The 14,455-nt window shown below is 70.2% G+C and carries 14 protein-coding genes and 1 pseudogene; 3 read left to right on the forward strand and 12 right to left on the reverse strand.

Translation table 11 applies throughout. The annotated features are described in order from the left end of the window. Positions 1-63: 63 nt before the first annotated feature. Both ACY0PA_RS24895 and ACY0PA_RS24900 read right to left on the reverse strand, forming a co-directional pair. Positions 64-810, reverse strand: coding sequence for a hypothetical protein (locus ACY0PA_RS24895; RefSeq protein WP_473079895.1), 747 nt, complete (start codon positions 808-810; stop codon positions 64-66). After that, positions 803-1,387, reverse strand: a complete 585-nt coding sequence (locus tag ACY0PA_RS24900) for an RNA polymerase sigma factor (protein ID WP_473079896.1) — start codon at positions 1,385-1,387, stop codon at positions 803-805. The genes ACY0PA_RS24895 and ACY0PA_RS24900 overlap by 8 nt, the downstream gene beginning before the upstream one ends. A gap of 225 nt (positions 1,388-1,612) precedes the next feature. Between ACY0PA_RS24900 and ACY0PA_RS24905 the strand changes: the two genes are divergently transcribed. Beyond that, on the forward strand, positions 1,613-2,086 hold the full coding sequence (locus ACY0PA_RS24905; protein ID WP_473079897.1) for a hypothetical protein: 474 nt from the start codon (positions 1,613-1,615) through the stop codon (positions 2,084-2,086). Between the two features lie 88 nt (positions 2,087-2,174). Here ACY0PA_RS24905 and ACY0PA_RS24910 read toward each other — a convergent pair whose 3' ends face one another. The 3 genes from ACY0PA_RS24910 to ACY0PA_RS24920 all read right to left on the reverse strand — a co-directional run bounded on the left by ACY0PA_RS24910 (position 2,175) and on the right by ACY0PA_RS24920 (position 3,473). Then, complete coding sequence (locus ACY0PA_RS24910) at positions 2,175-2,762, reverse strand: flavodoxin family protein (RefSeq protein ID WP_473079898.1); 588 nt, start codon at positions 2,760-2,762, stop codon at positions 2,175-2,177. A 114-nt stretch (positions 2,763-2,876) separates the two neighbouring features. Further along, the gene (locus ACY0PA_RS24915) at positions 2,877-2,990 is read right to left on the reverse strand and encodes a VOC family protein (protein ID WP_473086413.1); all 114 of its coding nucleotides are present in this window, start codon (positions 2,988-2,990) and stop codon (positions 2,877-2,879) included. A gap of 21 nt (positions 2,991-3,011) precedes the next feature. Then, positions 3,012-3,473, reverse strand: a complete 462-nt coding sequence (locus tag ACY0PA_RS24920; protein ID WP_473079899.1) for a winged helix-turn-helix transcriptional regulator — start codon at positions 3,471-3,473, stop codon at positions 3,012-3,014. A gap of 102 nt (positions 3,474-3,575) precedes the next feature. On the opposite strand from ACY0PA_RS24920, the pseudogene ACY0PA_RS24925 reads away from it, so the two are divergent. Then, a pseudogene (locus ACY0PA_RS24925) lies at positions 3,576-4,937 on the forward strand (MFS transporter); the annotation flags it as partial. On the opposite strand, the gene rarD reads toward ACY0PA_RS24925, so the two are convergent. Together rarD and ACY0PA_RS24935 are read right to left on the reverse strand one after the other, a co-directional pair. Then, positions 4,924-5,877, reverse strand: a complete 954-nt coding sequence (rarD, locus tag ACY0PA_RS24930) for an EamA family transporter RarD (RefSeq protein ID WP_473086414.1) — start codon at positions 5,875-5,877, stop codon at positions 4,924-4,926. The pseudogene ACY0PA_RS24925 and the gene rarD sit on opposite strands and share 14 nt — an antisense overlap. Before the next feature lie 199 nt (positions 5,878-6,076). Next, on the reverse strand, positions 6,077-6,934 hold the full coding sequence (locus tag ACY0PA_RS24935; RefSeq protein WP_473079900.1) for an SDR family oxidoreductase: 858 nt from the start codon (positions 6,932-6,934) through the stop codon (positions 6,077-6,079). A 92-nt stretch (positions 6,935-7,026) separates the two neighbouring features. On the opposite strand from ACY0PA_RS24935, the gene ACY0PA_RS24940 reads away from it, so the two are divergent. Further along, positions 7,027-7,401 carry a winged helix-turn-helix transcriptional regulator gene (locus tag ACY0PA_RS24940; protein ID WP_473079901.1) on the forward strand — a complete coding sequence of 125 codons (375 nt, stop codon included), beginning with the start codon at positions 7,027-7,029 and terminating at the stop codon, positions 7,399-7,401. 31 nt (positions 7,402-7,432) lie between these two features. Here ACY0PA_RS24940 and ACY0PA_RS24945 read toward each other — a convergent pair whose 3' ends face one another. The 5 genes from ACY0PA_RS24945 to ACY0PA_RS24965 form a co-directional block, all read right to left on the reverse strand. Continuing rightward, the gene (locus tag ACY0PA_RS24945) at positions 7,433-8,512 is read right to left on the reverse strand and encodes a 2-oxoacid:ferredoxin oxidoreductase subunit beta (RefSeq protein WP_473079902.1); all 1,080 of its coding nucleotides are present in this window, start codon (positions 8,510-8,512) and stop codon (positions 7,433-7,435) included. Beyond that, positions 8,505-10,436 carry a 2-oxoacid:acceptor oxidoreductase subunit alpha gene (locus tag ACY0PA_RS24950; RefSeq protein WP_473079903.1) on the reverse strand — a complete coding sequence of 644 codons (1,932 nt, stop codon included), beginning with the start codon at positions 10,434-10,436 and terminating at the stop codon, positions 8,505-8,507. Before ACY0PA_RS24950 ends, ACY0PA_RS24945 begins: the two co-directional genes overlap by 8 nt. 365 nt (positions 10,437-10,801) lie before the next feature. Then, complete coding sequence (locus ACY0PA_RS24955; protein ID WP_473079904.1) at positions 10,802-11,473, reverse strand: LuxR C-terminal-related transcriptional regulator; 672 nt, start codon at positions 11,471-11,473, stop codon at positions 10,802-10,804. 162 nt (positions 11,474-11,635) lie between these two features. Further along, positions 11,636-12,985, reverse strand: coding sequence for a sensor histidine kinase (locus ACY0PA_RS24960; RefSeq protein WP_473079905.1), 1,350 nt, complete (start codon positions 12,983-12,985; stop codon positions 11,636-11,638). A gap of 105 nt (positions 12,986-13,090) precedes the next feature. Beyond that, entirely contained in the window at positions 13,091-14,287 is a 1,197-nt protein-coding gene (locus ACY0PA_RS24965; protein WP_473079906.1) for a sensor histidine kinase, read from the reverse strand. Positions 14,288-14,455: the final 168 nt, after the last annotated feature.

Below are 14,455 nucleotides of genomic sequence, written 5' to 3' on the forward strand. Positions count from 1 at the left end.
TGACGGATCTGCGGGGGCGCGCCAGTGCCGTCACGTCACCGGTCCGACGGGGCGCAGCCAGGACTATGTCGCCTCTTCGAAGTGCGCGGTGGCCAGGACGGCGCCGTCGGCGGTGGTCAGGCGAGCGCCGGACAGAGTGGACGGATCCACCGGTACCGGGACTTCCCAGGAGCCGTAGCCTTCGTACGGGGCGAAAGTGCCCACGCGCACGGTTGTGCCGTCCGTCCGCTCCAGCAGACAGGTGACCTTCCCGCCGTACGTGATCCTGGCGTCGCCGAGATCGATGGCCATGTACACCCAGCCCGGCGATCCGGGACGGGCGAAGACCTTACCGACCGAGTGGCCGTGAGCGCCGGGTGTCATCAGATCCGCGGCCATCAGTTCCGTCCCGGCCTCGACGAGCCGCGAAGGGGCGGCCGCGTTCTCGACGACCGTGCCGACGGCCCAGCCGCCGAACCCGGCGGCGAGCGCCAGGGCGGCGACGGCGGACGCGACCCGCAGCCGCACCCGCCCACGGAACCCCTTGCGCACGCGACCTTGCCCGCGCGTGTGCTGGCGACCGTCGTGTGCCGAAGCGGACTGGGCCAGCGACCGCGCCACCCGGGTCTCGAACCCGACCGGCGGTTCGCTGCCCGGCAGCAGGCCGACCAGCCCGTCGCCGACGAGAGTCAGCTGCCCGACGTACTCCCGGCAGTCCGCGCACCGGTCCAGATGCGCGACAGCCTCGGCCCGCTCCCGGCCCGGGAGAACGCCCAGAGCCAGCTCGGCACCGATCTCCTGCAGCTTTTCGCAGGTCACGTCCTTAGACATCGTCGCCTCGTTTCGGAGACGTGAGGGTGGTCCGTAGTCTCCTCATCGCTGTTCTGATCCGCGTCTTGGCCGTGCCCAGAGGGATCTTCTCCCGGTCGGCGATCTGCTGAGCCGTCATTCCGTAGATGCCCGCCATCACCAGGGCCCGGCCCTGTTCGCGCGGCAGTCGTGCCACGGCGGCCCGCAGCCCGGACGACGCCTCGTCCGCGAGCGCGAACCGCTCGGGAGTCTCGGTCACGACACCGAGGAGCGCGTCGAGATCTTCGGGTGCGAGCGGCTCCGGCCGACGCGAGCGGACGGCGTCGATGGCGAGATTGTGGGCAATGGTCCTCAGCCAGGTCCTCATCGAACCGCGGCGGGAGTCATAGATCTGCGCGTGCCGCCACGCGCGCTCGAACGTCTGCTGGGCGATGTCCTCGGCGAGCTGCGGATCACCGACGACAGCTACGGCAACGCCGAAAACCGTGTGCTGGAACCGCCGTACGAAAGCAACCGCGAGTTCTGGGTCGCCAGTGGCCAGTCCGGACAGCAGAGCCTCGTCCGGAAGGCGGCCTACTGGGAGCCGAGAACCCTTCATATCCGTATATACGGATCATTCCGGTCAGGGGATTGCCTGGCGGCGACGGAAGATCGCCTTCCCATTGTCCTCCATGACTACCGCCCAATCCATTGGACCCGGCGGCCCGTACCCCCTATGAGCCCTACGAGCCCCTTGCGAGACGCAACGCTTTGGGCAGCGGCGGCAGTTACTGAGCCTGGAGGCCCCGACCGCCGGTACCGCAGCCGAAAACCTGGAGTCACCATGAACCCGACCGAGACCACCCTGACAGGATTGGCGGTGTGCTGTGCCGTCGGCAACGCGGTGCTGCACACTCTCCTGATCCCTGATCACCTTGAGGAGAAGTTCTACATCGGCCTCGCCTTCGCCGTGGGCAGTGCCGTCATGCTGGCCGTGGCAGTGGCACTCGTCGTCCTCACGCGGCCCCTGGTCGCGTGGCTCACCGGGGCGCTCGTCAGCTTCGGCATGATCATCGGTTTTCTGCTGTCGCGCACCGCGGGCCTGCCGGACGGCTACTACGAACCCGGCTGGGAGCCCCCGTACGGCCCCCTCTCCCTTCTCGTCGAAGGGCTCTTCATCCTCTCCTTCCTCACCTGGCTCGGAGTAAGGGCCGCTCCTCCCGGACCGCCGGACACGGCGGATCACGCGGAGATCGCGGCGGAGCGAGGCGTCCCCTCCAGCCGAAGCGGTCCGTCCCGGCCACCGGCCGGCGGATGACGGACTGCTTCGCGAGGTGCGCGCGGAATGCGTAACAGCCCGTGATGGCCCGTAGGCGGCCGTGTTCGGCCGGTCGGGGCCGCGCCGGTCAGGCCTCGTACGGGAAGCGCGCGAGCTCCGGCTGCCGCTCGGGCGCGAAGAATGTCTTGGCGCGCAGCAGCGCCTCCTCGTCCTTGAGCACGTCGCCGGGCTTGCTGCCGTTGCCGAGCAGGACGCCGCCGAAGCGCATGCCCATGTACGCGGCCGAGTTGCGCAGCGTGCCGACCAGCGGGTCCGCGACGACCTGCTCCTCGTGGGCGAGCGCCGTCACGCCCCACAGGGTGCGCCCTTCGAGTGTCGCCTTGAAGTCGACGCCGGGGGTGCGCAGCCAGCCCGACCAGTAGTCGAGGTAGCGCTTGGTGGAGGCCGAGACGGAGTACCAGTAAAGCGGCGACGCGATGACGATGTCGGTGGCTTCGAGCGTGGCGTCCAGGAGCAGCGCCGTGTTGTCGCCGGCGGGCCGGGTGTGGTCGCTGTCGTGACGCAGGTCCTCGAAGTCGGGGAGGGGGTGCGCGGCGAGGTCGATCCAGCGCTGCCCGACCTCGGGGGAGAGCTGCTCGGCGGCCTTGCGGGCCAGGGTCTCGGTGTTGCCTTCGCCGCGGCTGCTGCCGAGGAGGAAGAGGAACGAGCGGGACATGGGGGCACTCCGGGGTCGGTTGGTCGCGCCGAATGAAGAGTTGGCGCCGATTACCTGCACGTGCAGTTTATGCACGCGCAAGCAATCGGGTCCAGGCCCCGCGTCCGGCAGCCCCTACTGCACCTCGAACTCGTTTCCCTCCGGGTCCGCCATCGCCACCCACTCGCCCGAAGCCTCCTTCACGCGGTGGATCACGCTCGCGCCGGGGCCGAGCAGGTGGGTGATCAGGGTGCTGTTTGTTGCGTGGCGTCAGCGCGCCGCGGCCGTCGCCTCGTCGGCCGACCGCGCGTCGTAGTCGGCGCGGGCCGCCGCGATCTCGGTCTGGTGCCGCTCGGTCCAGGTCACCAGGGTCTGGATCGTCTGGTGCAGGGTGCCGCCGAGCGGCGTCAGCTCGTACTCGACCCGGGGCGGCACCACCGGGTGCACCGTCCGCTTCACCAGGCCGTCCCGCTCCAGCTGCCGCAGCGTGACCGTCAGCATCCGCTGGCTGATCCCGTCGATCTCGCGGCGCAGCTGCGTGAAGCGCAGGCGGCGGTGTTCGAGGAGGGCGATGACGAGCAGGGACCACTTGTCGGCGACCCGGTCGAGTATCTGGCGCACCTCGCAGTCCTCGCGCGTGTCCCACTGGAAGGGGTCCGCGTCACCGTAGTCCACGGCGCCGGAGGCGGTACTCGCGCAGTTACTCGGTGACTTCGAAGTGCCTACTTCCATGCCTGCCGATGCTGCCGCAGGATCGAGGTGGTTACAAGAGGGAACCGACCCTCATTCGCGTAACCACCCATCCCTTCATGTGACTTGAGGAGCCGACCCGTCATGGGCACTCGCGCCTGGGCACTGCTGTTCGTCCTCTGCGGAACGATCTTTCTGGAGGGGATCGACGTCGCCATGCTCGCCGTCGCGATCCCCTCCATCCGGTCCGATCTGGAACTCGGCACCGGCACGGCCGCGTGGGTCATGAGCGCGTACGTCCTCGGCTACGCCGGATTCACGCTGCTCGGCGGCCGGGCGGCCGATCTGCTCGGCCGACGCCGGATGTTCCTGTTCTGGCTGGCCGTCTTTCTGGCCTTCTCCGGGCTCGGCGGCTTCGCGACCGAGGGCTGGATGCTCATCGTCGCGCGCTTCATCACCGGCGTCTCCGCCGCGTTCATGACGCCGGCCGCGCTGTCACTCATCACCACCTCGTACGCGGAGGGGCCGCAGCGCAACAAGGCGCTCCTCGTCTTCGCGGGCACGGCCGCGGGCGGCTTCTCGCTCGGGCTCGTCATCGGCGGGCTGCTCACGGAACTCGGCTGGCGGTGGGTGTTCTTCGCGCCCGTGCTGCTCGCCGGGGCGATCCTGGCCGCCGCGGTGCGGCTGATTCCGGCGCAGGCCGCGCCCGGGCGGCGGCGCGGCGGCTTCGACGTGGCGGGAGCGGCCGCGGCGGCGGGCGCCATGCTGCTGGTCGCCTACGGCGTCGTGCGGCTCGAACACGGGCTCGCGGAGTGGCCGCTGACGGCCGCCGCCGTCGCCCTGGGGCTCGCGCTCGTCGGCGTCTTCGTCGCCGTGGAGCGGCGCAGCGCGGCGCCCCTCGTGCGGCTCGGTATCTTCCGTACGGGGACGGTGGTCCGTGCCGACCTGGGGGCACTGCTGTTCGTCGGCGCGTTCTTCGGGTTCCAGTTCGTGCTGACCCTTTATCTCCAGGAGCTGCGCGGCTGGTCGTCCCTGCAGACGGCGGTCGCGCTCGTCGTGATGGGCTGCGACGCGGTCCTCGCGCCGACGCTCACCCCGCGCCTGGTCGAGCGCTTCGGCAACGCGCGCGTCGTCCTCGGCGGCTTCCTGCTGGCGATCCTCGCGTACGGGCTCTTCCTGCCGGTCGGCATGGACTGGACGTACGCCGCCATGTTCCCGACCCTGGTCCTCGCCGGGACCGCGTTCGCGCTCGCCTACGGTCCGCTGACCATCGCGGCGACGGACGGGGTCGCGGAGGAGGAGCAGGGGCTCGCTGGCGGGCTGCTCCACACGTCGACGCAGTTCGGTTCGGCGCTCGGCATCTCGGCGGTGACCGCGGTGTACGGGCTCGCCTCGAACGGGGCCGGCGCGGACACGCTCTCCGCCTTCCGCGCGGCCCTCGTGGTGCCGGTGGTGATGGTGACGCTGGGCGCGCTCGTGTCGGCGCGCGGGATCAGGCGGCCGGCTCGCGCCGCGGATCCGTCTGCGGCTGCGGCTGGGTCTGTGCCTGAAGATTCGTCGTCGACTCCGGCACCGTCTCCGCAGCCGTCGCTCGCGTCTCCTGCTCGGCAAGCGCGATCCGCCCCCGCCGGGCCGTCCGCAGCGCGTCCCACGTCAGGAGCGTGAGCGCCACCCATACGAGAGCGAAGCCCGCCCAGCGTTCGGCGGGCATCGCCTCGTGGAAGTACAGGATGCCGAGCAGGAACTGGAAGACAGGCGCCAGGTACTGGAGCAGCCCCAGCGTCGACAGCGGTACGCGGATGGCGGCGGCGCCGAAGCAGACCAGGGGGATCGCGGTGACCAGGCCCGTCGCCGCGAGCAGCGTGGCGTGGCCCGCGCCGTTGGCGAACGTGGACTCGCCCTGTGAGCCGATCCACAGCAGATAGGCGAGCGCGGGCACGAACTGGATCGCGGTCTCGGCGGCGAGCGACTCCAGGCCGCCGAGGTTCACCTTCTTCTTCACCAGACCGTACGTGGCGAAGGAGAAGGCGAGGCAGAGGGAGATCCAGGGCGGCTGCCCGTATCCGAAGGCGAGGACGAGGACCGCGGCGAGGCCGACGCCGACCGCCGCCCACTGCGCGGGCCGCAGCCGCTCGCCCAGGAGCAGGACGCCCATGGCGATGGTGACCAGCGGATTGATGAAGTAGCCGAGTGACGCCTCGACGACATGGCCCGCGTTCACGGCCCATATGTAGACGCCCCAGTTGACCGTGATGACGGCCGCGGCGACGGTGACGAGCGCCAGCCTGCGCGGGTTGCGCAGCAGCTCACCGGCCCAGGCCCAGCGGCGTACGAGGAGCAGGGCGATGCCGACGACGGCCAGCGACCACACCATGCGGTGGGCGAGGATCTCACCGGCGCCGGCGGGCTTGAGCAGGGGCCAGAACAGGGGCACCAGGCCCCACATGCCGTAGGCCGCGATGCCGTTCAACAGTCCTGTGCGCTGTTCGCTCCTCGACTGCCCAGCCTCCACGGCCCCTCCTTCACACACGCGGACGCCCCGTGGCGGCCACTGAAGAAGGTAGCGCCGCGGGGCACCTGCTGTCATGTCCGTATCTCTATACGGTCATGACAGGCCGTCCGTGCGGGTGGGAGGCCGCCCGTTCCTAGGCGAGTGCGGCCTTGATCGCGTCCGCGAGCGGGGTCGTGGGGCGGCCGGTCAGCCGGGACAGGTCGCCGTTGGTGGAGGCGAGCAGGCCCTGCCCGATGGCGGTGTCGACGCCGACGAAGATTTCGGCGACGGGCGCGGGCAGTCCGGCGCCGAGCAGGATCTCCCGGTTCTGCTCGGGCGTGACGGAGTTGTAGGCGATCGTGCGGCCGGTCTGCCTCGACAGCTCGGCGGCGTACTCGGCGAAGGACCAGGCGACATCGCCGCTCAGCTCGTACACCTGGTTCTCGTGGCCCTCGCCGGTGAGGACGGCGACCGCGGCGGCGGCGTAGTCGGCGCGGGAGGCTGAGGCGACGCGGCCCTCGCCCGCGGAGGCGGTGACGGCGCCGTGTTCCAGGACCGGGGCGAGGTTCTCGGTGTAGTTCTCGTGGTACCAGCCGTTGCGCAGGAACGTGTACGTCAGGCCGGAGTCGAGGATCGCCTGCTCGGTCACCTTGTGCTCGGCCGCCAGGTCGAAGTCGGCGGCGGGCCCGCCGAGGACGCCGGTGTACGCGAGCAGCGCGACGCCCGCGCCCTTCGCGGCGTCGATCACGGCCTGGTGCTGCGCCACGCGCTGCCCGACCTCGCTGCCGGAGATCAGCAGGACCCTGTCCCCGGCGGCGAAGGCTCCGGTCAGCGTCTCGGGCGCGCTGTAGTCGGCGATCCGCAGCTCGACGCCGCGGGCGGCGAGGCCTGCGGCCTTCTCCTTGTCGCGGACGACGGCGGCGATGCTCTCCGCCGGGACGCCGGCGGCAAGGAGGCCGTCGATGACGAGACGGCCGAGGTGTCCGGTGGCTCCGGTGACGACGATGCTCATGTCTGAAATCTCCCTCAGTGACTGGTTATGGCACTGAGCCTACGCCGGGCGCTAACTATTGGAAAGTACCCACTTTGAAGTAAGGTACTGGCATGGCAGTACGTAAGGGGAGTTCCGGCGGCGAGGACATGTGCCCGTACCGGCTCGTGCTCGAACACGTCACCAGCCGCTGGGGCGTCCTCGTCCTGATCGCCCTTGAGGAGCGCTCGTACCGGTTCAGCGAGCTGCGAAGAGAGATCGGCCGTGTCAGCGAGAAGATGCTCACGCAGACGCTCCAGACCCTGGAGCGCGACGGCATGGTGCACCGCGACGCGAAGCCGGTCATCCCGCCACGCGTGGACTACTCGCTCACCCCCCTCGGCCGCGAGGCGGCGGAACAGGTCAGAACGCTCGCGACGTGGACGGAGCGCCGCATGGAAGCGGTGACGGAAGCCAGAGCGGCATACGACGAAACCCGCGCCCCCTAAGGGGCGCGGGCTGTGTCATCGGGCGATCCGCCTAACCGACCACGGTCCAGGTGTCGCCCCCGGCGAGCAGCGCGCCGAGGTCGCCCTTGCCGTTCTGCTCGATCGCCTCGTCGAGCTGTTCGGACATCTGCACGTCGTAGACGGGCCGCTCGGCGGAGCGGAAGACGCCGATGGGCGTGTGGTGCAGGGTGTGCGGGTCGGCCAGGCGGGACAGGGCGAACGCCGTCGTGGGCGAGGCCGCGTGTGCGTCGTGGACGAGAATCTGCGACTGGTTGTCCTCGGTCACGTCGACAACCTCCAGGTCACCGGTCTGCGGGTCTCGCACGACGCCCCTGGCGAGGTCGGTGCCGAAGCGGATCGGCTGCCCGTGCTCCAGGCGGATCACCGCCTCCTCGGCCTGCTGCTTGTCCTTGAGGACTTCGAAGGCGCCGTCGTTGAAGATGTTGCAGTTCTGGTAGATCTCCACCAGGGCGGTGCCCGGGTGGGCGGCCGCCTGGCGCAGCACGTCGGTGAGGTGCTTGCGGTCGGAGTCGACGGTACGGGCCACGAACGACGCCTCCGCGCCGAGCGCGAGGGACACCGGGTTGAAGGGCGCGTCGAGAGAGCCCATCGGTGTCGACTTGGTGATCTTGCCGACCTCGGAGGTGGGCGAGTACTGGCCCTTGGTGAGGCCGTAGATCCGGTTGTTGAAGAGGAGGATCTTCAGGTTCACGTTGCGGCGCAGGGCGTGGATGAGGTGGTTGCCGCCGATGGACAGGGCGTCGCCGTCACCGGTGACCACCCACACGGACAGGTCGCGGCGGGAGGAGGCCAGGCCGGTCGCGATGGCCGGGGCGCGGCCGTGGATGGAGTGCATCCCGTAGGTGTTCATGTAGTACGGGAAGCGGGACGAGCAGCCGATGCCCGAGACGAAGACGATGTTCTCCTTCGCCAGGCCGAGCTCGGGCATGAAGCCCTGGACGGCCGCCAGGACCGCGTAGTCGCCGCAGCCGGGGCACCAGCGCACTTCCTGGTCGGACTTGAAGTCCTTCATGGACTGCTTGGCCTCGGCCTTGGGTACCAGCGAGAGCGCCTCGACCGTGCCCGTGCCTTTCGTGCCGCTGTCAGCCATGGATGGCCTCCTTGAGAGCCGTGGCGAGCTGCTCCGCCTTGAACGGCATGCCGTTGACCTGGTTGTACGAGTGGGCGTCCACCAGGTACTTCGCCCGGACGAGGGTGGCGAGCTGGCCGAGGTTCATCTCGGGGATCACGACCTTGTCGTAACGCTTCAGGACCTCGCCCAGATTCCGCGGGAACGGGTTCAGATGGCGCAGATGGGCCTGCGCGATGTGCTCGCCCGCGGTGCGCAGCCGGCGTACGGCGGCGGTGATGGGTCCGTAGGTCGAACCCCAGCCGAGGACAAGGGTGTCGGCCTCGCCCGAGGCGTCGTCGACCTCCAGGTCCGGGACCTCGATGCCGTCGATCTTGGCCTGGCGGGTGCGGACCATGTGCTCGTGGTTGGCCGGGTCGTAGGAGATGTTGCCCGTGCCGTCCTGCTTCTCGATCCCGCCGATACGGTGCTCAAGACCCGGCGTGCCCGGGATCGCCCACGGGCGGGCCAGCGTCTGCGGATCGCGCTTGTAGGGCCAGAACACCTCGGTGCCGTCGGCCTCGGTGTGATTCGGGCCGGAGGCGAACTGGGTGCGCAGGTCGGGGAGTTGGTCGATCTCGGGGATGCGCCACGGCTCCGAGCCGTTGGCCAGGTAGCCGTCGGAGAGGAGGAAGACCGGGGTGCGGTACGTGATCGCGATCCGCGCCGCCTCGATCGCCGCGTCGAAACAGTCGGCGGGCGTGCGTGGCGCGACCACCGGAACCGGCGCCTCACCGTTGCGCCCGTACATCGCCTGGAGCAGGTCCGCCTGCTCCGTCTTGGTGGGCAGCCCGGTGGAGGGGCCGCCGCGCTGGATGTCCACCACCAGCAGCGGCAGTTCGAGGGAGACGGCCAGTCCGATCGTCTCCGACTTCAGGGCCACGCCGGGGCCGGAGGTGGTCGTGACGGCGAGGCTGCCGCCGAACGACGCGCCGAGCGCCGCGCCGATCCCGGCGATCTCGTCCTCCGCCTGGAACGTGCGCACGCCGAAGTTCTTGTGCTTCGACAGCTCGTGCAGGATGTCCGAGGCCGGCGTGATCGGGTACGAGCCCAGATACAGCGGCAGGTCCGCCTGCCGGGACGCGGCGATCAGCCCGTAGGACAGGGCCAGGTTCCCGGAGATGTTGCGGTAGGTGCCGGTCGGGAACGCGGAGGACGCGGGCGCGACCTCGTAGGAGACCGCGAAGTCCTCCGTCGTCTCACCGAAGTTCCAGCCCGCGTGGAAAGCGGTGATGTTCGCCGCGGCGATCTGCGGCTTCTTCGCGAACTTCGACCTGAGGAACCGCTCCGTGCCCTCGGTGGGCCGGTGGTACATCCACGACAGCAGACCCAGCGCGAACATGTTCTTCGAGCGGCCCGCGTCCTTGCGGGACAGCTCGAACTCCTTGAGCGCCTCGATCGTGAGCGTCGTCAGCGGCACCGGATGGACGTGATACCCGTCCAGCGAACCGTCCTCCAGCGGGGAGGTCTCGTAACCGACCTTCTGCATCGCCCGTTTGGTGAACTCGTCCGTGTTGACGATGATTTCCGCGCCGCGCGGCACATCCGCGATGTTCGCCTTCAGTGCGGCCGGGTTCATCGCCACCAACACGTTCGGCGCGTCGCCCGGCGTGAGGATGTCGTGGTCCGCGAAATGCAGCTGGAACGAAGAAACGCCCGGCAGTGTCCCTGCGGGCGCTCGGATCTCGGCGGGGAAGTTCGGCAGCGTGGACAGGTCGTTCCCGAACGACGCAGTCTCCGAGGTGAACCGGTCACCCGTCAGCTGCATCCCGTCGCCCGAGTCACCCGCAAAGCGGATGATCACCCGGTCCAGACGCCGTACGTCCTTGTCGTTCGCGTGTTTGCGCTGCTCTCCGACCACTGCCCCATCGGCCTGCTCGGCCGGGCTACTGACCTGGCTGGTCACTGAACTGGACCTCCCTCGAGGCGGCTCTGCGGGAGCGGCCGGCCGACCGGCCTCTCCATGGCCCACCCTACGTCGGTAAGGGTCGCCTTCCCTGGATGGTTCGCATGGTGGACGCGACAATGAGACACCCTGATGACCTTGTTTGTCATGATTCACCCACCCCCATGGTCCCCTGTTCGAAGACGCGCCCACTCATCCTTTGGTTCTAGGACCGGATCCGGACCGGATCCGGGCCGAATCCGGTCCGAATCCGGTCCGAATCCGGGTCGACTCCAGGTCGACTTCGAGTCGACCCGGAAGCCGGTCCCGGAGCGCCCCGGAGTCCGCCGACGGATTCCCGCCATATCTGACAGGGTGTCAGGTCGTCACGAGTTCAGGTAGGTGAGCACCGCCAGAACACGCCGGTGATCCCCGTCACTCGGGGACAGGCCCAGCTTCAGGAAGATATTGCTGACGTGCTTCTCCACCGCGCCGTCGCTCACGACCAGTTGACGCGCGATCGCCGAGTTCGTCCGGCCCTCGGCCATCAGGCCAAGGACCTCGCGCTCACGCGGAGTCAGCCCCGCCAGTACGTCCTGCTTACGGCTGCGCCCCAGGAGCTGGGCCACCACCTCGGGGTCGAGCGCCGTACCGCCCTGGGCCACCCGCACCACCGCGTCCACGAACTCGCGCACCTCGGCCACCCGGTCCTTGAGCAGGTAGCCCACGCCGTGGCTGGAACCGGCGAGCAGCTCGGTCGCGTACCGCTCCTCCACGTACTGCGAAAGGACCAGCACCCCGAGCCCCGGGTGCTGCTTGCGCAGCAGGACCGCGGCGCGCACGCCCTCGTCCGTGTGCGTCGGCGGCATCCGCACGTCGGCGACCACCACGTCCGGCAGCGCGTCCTGCACGGCCAGGTCGGTGATGGTCTTGACCAGCGCGTCCCCGTCGCCCACGCCCGCCACCACGTCGTGCCCGCGGTCGGTCAGCAACCGGGTCAGGCCCTCCCTGAGCAGCACTGAATCCTCGGCGATGACCACTCGCACTCTGTCCTCCATGTTTCTCGGCCCCCCACAGCCCGTCCCACCCGTTCAACGGTCACCAGCATCCCAGCATCCGGACGGTCCTGGGCAGTGGTGCCGGGATTGGCCGGGAAGAGGGAGGACACGCGTGTGCGGTGCGCCCCGGGAAGGGTGCACCGCACACGCGGGAGCTGGTCGTCAGGCACGCCGCCAGGGCAGTTCGGCCGTGATCCGCGTCGGGCCCGCCGTCGGCGAGTCCACCAGGAGGATCCCGTCGACGGCGTCGAGCCGCTCGGCGAGCCCCGCGAGGCCGGAACCGGCCAAGGCGTCGGCGCCGCCCACGCCGTTGTCCGTCACCTGGAGCATCAGCCGGTCCTCGACCCGCCACACGTCGACCGTGGCGCGGGTCGCCCGGCTGTGCTTGCTGACGTTCTGCAGGAGCTCGCTGACCGTGAAGTAGGCGATGCCCTCGATGGCCGGCGCGGGCCGCGCGGGCAGGTCGACCTCGACCTGTACCGGGACCGTGCAGCGCGAGGCCACGGAGGACAGGGCCGCGTCCAGGCCGCGGTCGGTCAGGATGGCCGGGTGGATGCCGCGGGCCAGGTCTCGCAGCTCCTGGAGTGCCGTCTTCACCTCGCCGTGCGCCTCGTCCACCATGCGCGCCGCCGCCCGCGGATCCTCCGTCAGCTTCTCCTTGGCGAGACCCAGGTCCATCGCGAGGTTGACCAGGCGGGCCTGTGCGCCGTCGTGCAGGTCGCGCTCGATGCGGCGCAGGTCGGCGGCGGCCGTGTCGACGACGACGCCGCGGTCCGACTCCAGCTCCACGACCCGCGCGCTGAGCCGCGAAGGGCCGAGCAGCCCGCTCACCAGCGCCCGGTCCACGGAGGCCAGCGCCCTGATGATCCACGGCGTCGCGAGCGTGACCAGCAGGCCGACCGCCGCGGTGACGGTGATCTCGAAGGGGTTGTCCAGGTACACGTTGTGCGCGCCGTCGCCGTAGAGCTGGATCCCGCCCTGGCCGGTGTACATGGGGAAGACCCACTGCCACAGCGGATACGTGAGCAGGGACCAGCCGACCGTCCAGAAGACCAGCGCGACGTTGAACGCGAAGACCGCCCACGGGAAGTGCACGACCGTGTACAGCAGGTTGCGCCAGGACTCGCCGCTCTTGAGGAGGGCGCCCGTCCACGCCATCGGGCCGTGGGCGCGGGGCCGCAGCGGAGCCGGGGTGCCGACGTCGATGCCGAGCAGCGCGCGGGCCCTGGCCCGCTCCATCGCGGCGAACCCGCGCGCCCCGGCGAGAGCGCCGGCCAGCACGGGGATGCCGAGGAACGTGATCAGCAGGCCGGCGCCGAGCGACACCATCGTCACCGCGTACACGAACGTGATGATGCTGATCGGGAGGCTCAGGAGCAGATAGCCGAACTCGCGGAACGTACGGCCCTCGAACGGCGCGCGCAGCCCGGCCGGGAGACGGTGACGCCGTTCCCCGGCCACCGCGTCGTCGCGGTAGCCGTGTCCCTGTCCGTACTGCGTGGGCGTGATCATCGGTGGGGTCCGTCCGTTCTGCTCGTCCGCCTGGTACGTCCAGACTCCTCGCGGCGGCGCCTCGCGGCCATGGAGCCGGTCGGCGTCTTGGACCGGGGGTTTTCCCTACCCCCGCGGTGCCTCTTGGGCAGGTGTGCGGTCGCGCCAGGGCAGCTCGGCGGTCACTGTCGTCGGGCCGCCCTCCGGCGAGTCCACGACGAACAGGCCGTCCACCGCGCCGAGCCGGTCCGCGAGGCCCGACATGCCCGTGCCCTTGTCGAGGCTCGCGCCGCCGTGCCCGTCGTCCCCCACCTGGATCAGCAGCCGGTCCCCGGAGCGCCACACGTCGACCGACGCCGACCGCGCCCCGCTGTGCTTGCTGACGTTCTGGAGCAGCTCGGACACCGTGAAGTACGCGATGCCCTCGATCGCCGCCGCGGGCCGCTGAGGCAGGTCAGCCGTGACCTTCACCGGGACCGTGCAGCGCGAGGCCACGGAGGACAGGGCCGCGTCCAGGCCGCGGTCGGTCAGGACCGCCGGGTGGATGCCGCGGGCCAGATCGCGCAGCTCCTGAAGGGCCAGCTTCACCTCGCCGTGCGCCTCGTCCACCATGGCGGCAGCGGCGTCCGGGTCCTCGAGCAGCTTCTCCTTCGCGAGGCCGAGGCCCATCGCGAGGTTGACCAGGCGGGCCTGTGCGCCGTCGTGCAGGTCGCGCTCGATGCGGCGCAGGTCGGCGGCGGCCGTGTCGACGACGACGCCGCGGTCCGACTCCAGCTCGGCGATCCGCCGCTCCAGCTCGTCCGAGGGCGACAGGAGCGCCCGCGCCATCGCCCGGTCCGCGTTGGTCAGCCCCCGCACGATGAACGGAAGCACCGGCCACAGCACGAAGAGCCCGGTCAGCGTGATCGCGAACGTGAGCACGCCCCACGGCAGCCGTATGAACTCGTACAGCATCGCCCGCCAGCCCACCGGGTCCTTCAGGCCGGACCACAGCCGGCCGAAGAAGCCCTCGTCGCGCCTGCGCGGCAGCGGGCTCGGCTCCTCGATGCGCAGCCCGAGCAGCGCGCGGGCCCGTCCGCGCTCCGCCTTCCCGAGCTGACGCGCGCCGAGCAGACCGGCCGCGAGCACGGGCAGGCCGATCACCGTCACGGCCAGGCCGACGCCGGTGGCCAGCATCGTCACGACATACGTGAAGCCGAGCACGGCGACCGGCAGATTGCTGAGGAGATACGCGATCTCCTTCCAGGTGTGCCGGCCGAAGGCGAAGCGCGGGGCCGGCGGGCGGTCCGCGTCCGGCTCTGTGGTGACGATGCGAGCGGTCATATGCGACAGCGTGCCCGGCGCGGCGACGGGGCGCCATGAGGAGGGCTGCCGGACCCGACGGGGGATAACCCCACCTCAACCCTGGACTCAACCCTGGACGCCTGCTTACCGTCTCTTTAACAGGCCCTAGACTCCCGTGCGTACAGATCGTCGAACACCACGGAGCGA

The sequence above is a fragment of the Streptomyces sp. DS1-CR2 genome (genome assembly GCF_055760475.1).

What these genes read in the sequence shown, in the direction of transcription:
- ACY0PA_RS24895 (WP_473079895.1), bottom strand. Translation starts at nt 810, where the DNA reads ATGTCTAAGGACGTGACCTGCGAAAAGCTGCAGGAGATCGGTGCCGAG.
- ACY0PA_RS24900 (WP_473079896.1), bottom strand. Translation starts at nt 1,387, where the DNA reads ATGAAGGGTTCTCGGCTCCCAGTAGGCCGCCTTCCGGACGAGGCTCTG.
- ACY0PA_RS24905 (WP_473079897.1), top strand. Translation starts at nt 1,613, where the DNA reads ATGAACCCGACCGAGACCACCCTGACAGGATTGGCGGTGTGCTGTGCC.
- ACY0PA_RS24910 (WP_473079898.1), bottom strand. Translation starts at nt 2,762, where the DNA reads ATGTCCCGCTCGTTCCTCTTCCTCCTCGGCAGCAGCCGCGGCGAAGGC.
- ACY0PA_RS24920 (WP_473079899.1), bottom strand. Translation starts at nt 3,473, where the DNA reads ATGGAAGTAGGCACTTCGAAGTCACCGAGTAACTGCGCGAGTACCGCC.
- rarD (WP_473086414.1), bottom strand. Translation starts at nt 5,877, where the DNA reads ATGTGGGGCCTGGTGCCCCTGTTCTGGCCCCTGCTCAAGCCCGCCGGC.
- ACY0PA_RS24935 (WP_473079900.1), bottom strand. Translation starts at nt 6,934, where the DNA reads ATGAGCATCGTCGTCACCGGAGCCACCGGACACCTCGGCCGTCTCGTC.
- ACY0PA_RS24940 (WP_473079901.1), top strand. Translation starts at nt 7,027, where the DNA reads ATGGCAGTACGTAAGGGGAGTTCCGGCGGCGAGGACATGTGCCCGTAC.
- ACY0PA_RS24945 (WP_473079902.1), bottom strand. Translation starts at nt 8,512, where the DNA reads ATGGCTGACAGCGGCACGAAAGGCACGGGCACGGTCGAGGCGCTCTCG.
- ACY0PA_RS24955 (WP_473079904.1), bottom strand. Translation starts at nt 11,473, where the DNA reads ATGGAGGACAGAGTGCGAGTGGTCATCGCCGAGGATTCAGTGCTGCTC.
- ACY0PA_RS24960 (WP_473079905.1), bottom strand. Translation starts at nt 12,985, where the DNA reads ATGATCACGCCCACGCAGTACGGACAGGGACACGGCTACCGCGACGAC.
- ACY0PA_RS24965 (WP_473079906.1), bottom strand. Translation starts at nt 14,287, where the DNA reads ATGACCGCTCGCATCGTCACCACAGAGCCGGACGCGGACCGCCCGCCG.